The 942-nt window shown below is 36.1% G+C and carries 1 protein-coding gene and 1 pseudogene; both read left to right on the top strand.

What is annotated here, in order from left to right; all coding sequences use genetic code 11:
* Nucleotides 1-264: pseudogene (locus H5202_RS23425) on the top strand (YjiH family protein); the annotation flags it as partial.
* A 158-nt stretch (nucleotides 265-422) separates the two neighbouring features.
* Nucleotides 423-788, top strand: coding sequence for a PilZ domain-containing protein (locus H5202_RS23420; protein ID WP_182774108.1), 366 nt, complete (start codon nucleotides 423-425; stop codon nucleotides 786-788).
* The last annotated feature ends 154 nt before the right edge of the window (nucleotides 789-942 follow it).

The following is a 942-nucleotide window of genomic DNA, read 5'->3' as shown; positions in this document are numbered from 1 at the left end:
GCTACCGAAGCCTCGAAAACGATAGTGGTGGGATTTGCCGATATGTTTATTCCATCGATTTTGGCCAGCTCTATAGAATCTGATTTGACCCGCTTTGTTATTGCGGCTTTATCGGTTACACAGCTTATTTATATGAGTGAAGTAGGTGCTCTTTTGATTGGCAGTAAAATCCCGGTTAACTTTTTTGAGCTATTCGTTATCTTCATTCTACGAACCTTAGTGACACTGCCTGTAATTGCATTAATGGGTCATTTACTGATTTAGTCGAAATCAGTAAATATAATAACTTAATATAACCAATGGAGCGCAATGCGCTCCATTTTTATGTTAAATATTCTCAGCGTAACCGAGATAAATCGAGTATGCTTAAACAATAAACTCTGACTATGTGTCATTGCGATATTGACTACGAAGGGCAAACCATGGACGACAGACGTAAATTTTCTCGTATTTTATTTGCTGCCAGTGCTCATCTTGCGCAAACAGAACAAACTTGGCGCACTAAAATTTTAGATTTAAGTCTTAATGGTGCATTAGTAGAATTGCCACCAGGGTATACAGGTCAGCTTAATACTATTTTAACCTTAGAGTTTGTGTTACCCGACTCCGATATTGAACTAAAAATGGAAGCCGCCATTGTCCATAAAACCCCAGAGCACCTTGGCTTAAAATGTACTCATATTGATGTCGATAGTATTACTCATCTTCGCCGAATTATTGAATTGAATATGGGTGATGCAGAGTTGTTAAATCGTGAATTGACCTCTTTAATCACTTCAGCGCCGTAAACAATTCACATAACAATTCACGTAATAATCCACGTAATAATTTTAGATATAAAAAAGGTAAGTCAATGACTTACCTTTTTTATAATCAAATTTTGCTTTTATCAAACAAGCATTAATTAATTAACTCAATCAGTTCATGGATAGTTTTCACAGG

This window comes from Shewanella sp. SG41-4 (genome assembly GCF_014164505.1).
Taxonomy (GTDB): domain Bacteria; phylum Pseudomonadota; class Gammaproteobacteria; order Enterobacterales; family Shewanellaceae; genus Shewanella.
The sequence above is the reverse complement of the archived record's forward strand: the minus strand, read 5'-3'. Positions and strand labels throughout refer to the sequence as shown.

What these genes read in the sequence shown, in the direction of transcription:
- H5202_RS23420 (WP_182774108.1), top strand. Translation starts at nt 423, where the DNA reads ATGGACGACAGACGTAAATTTTCTCGTATTTTATTTGCTGCCAGTGCT.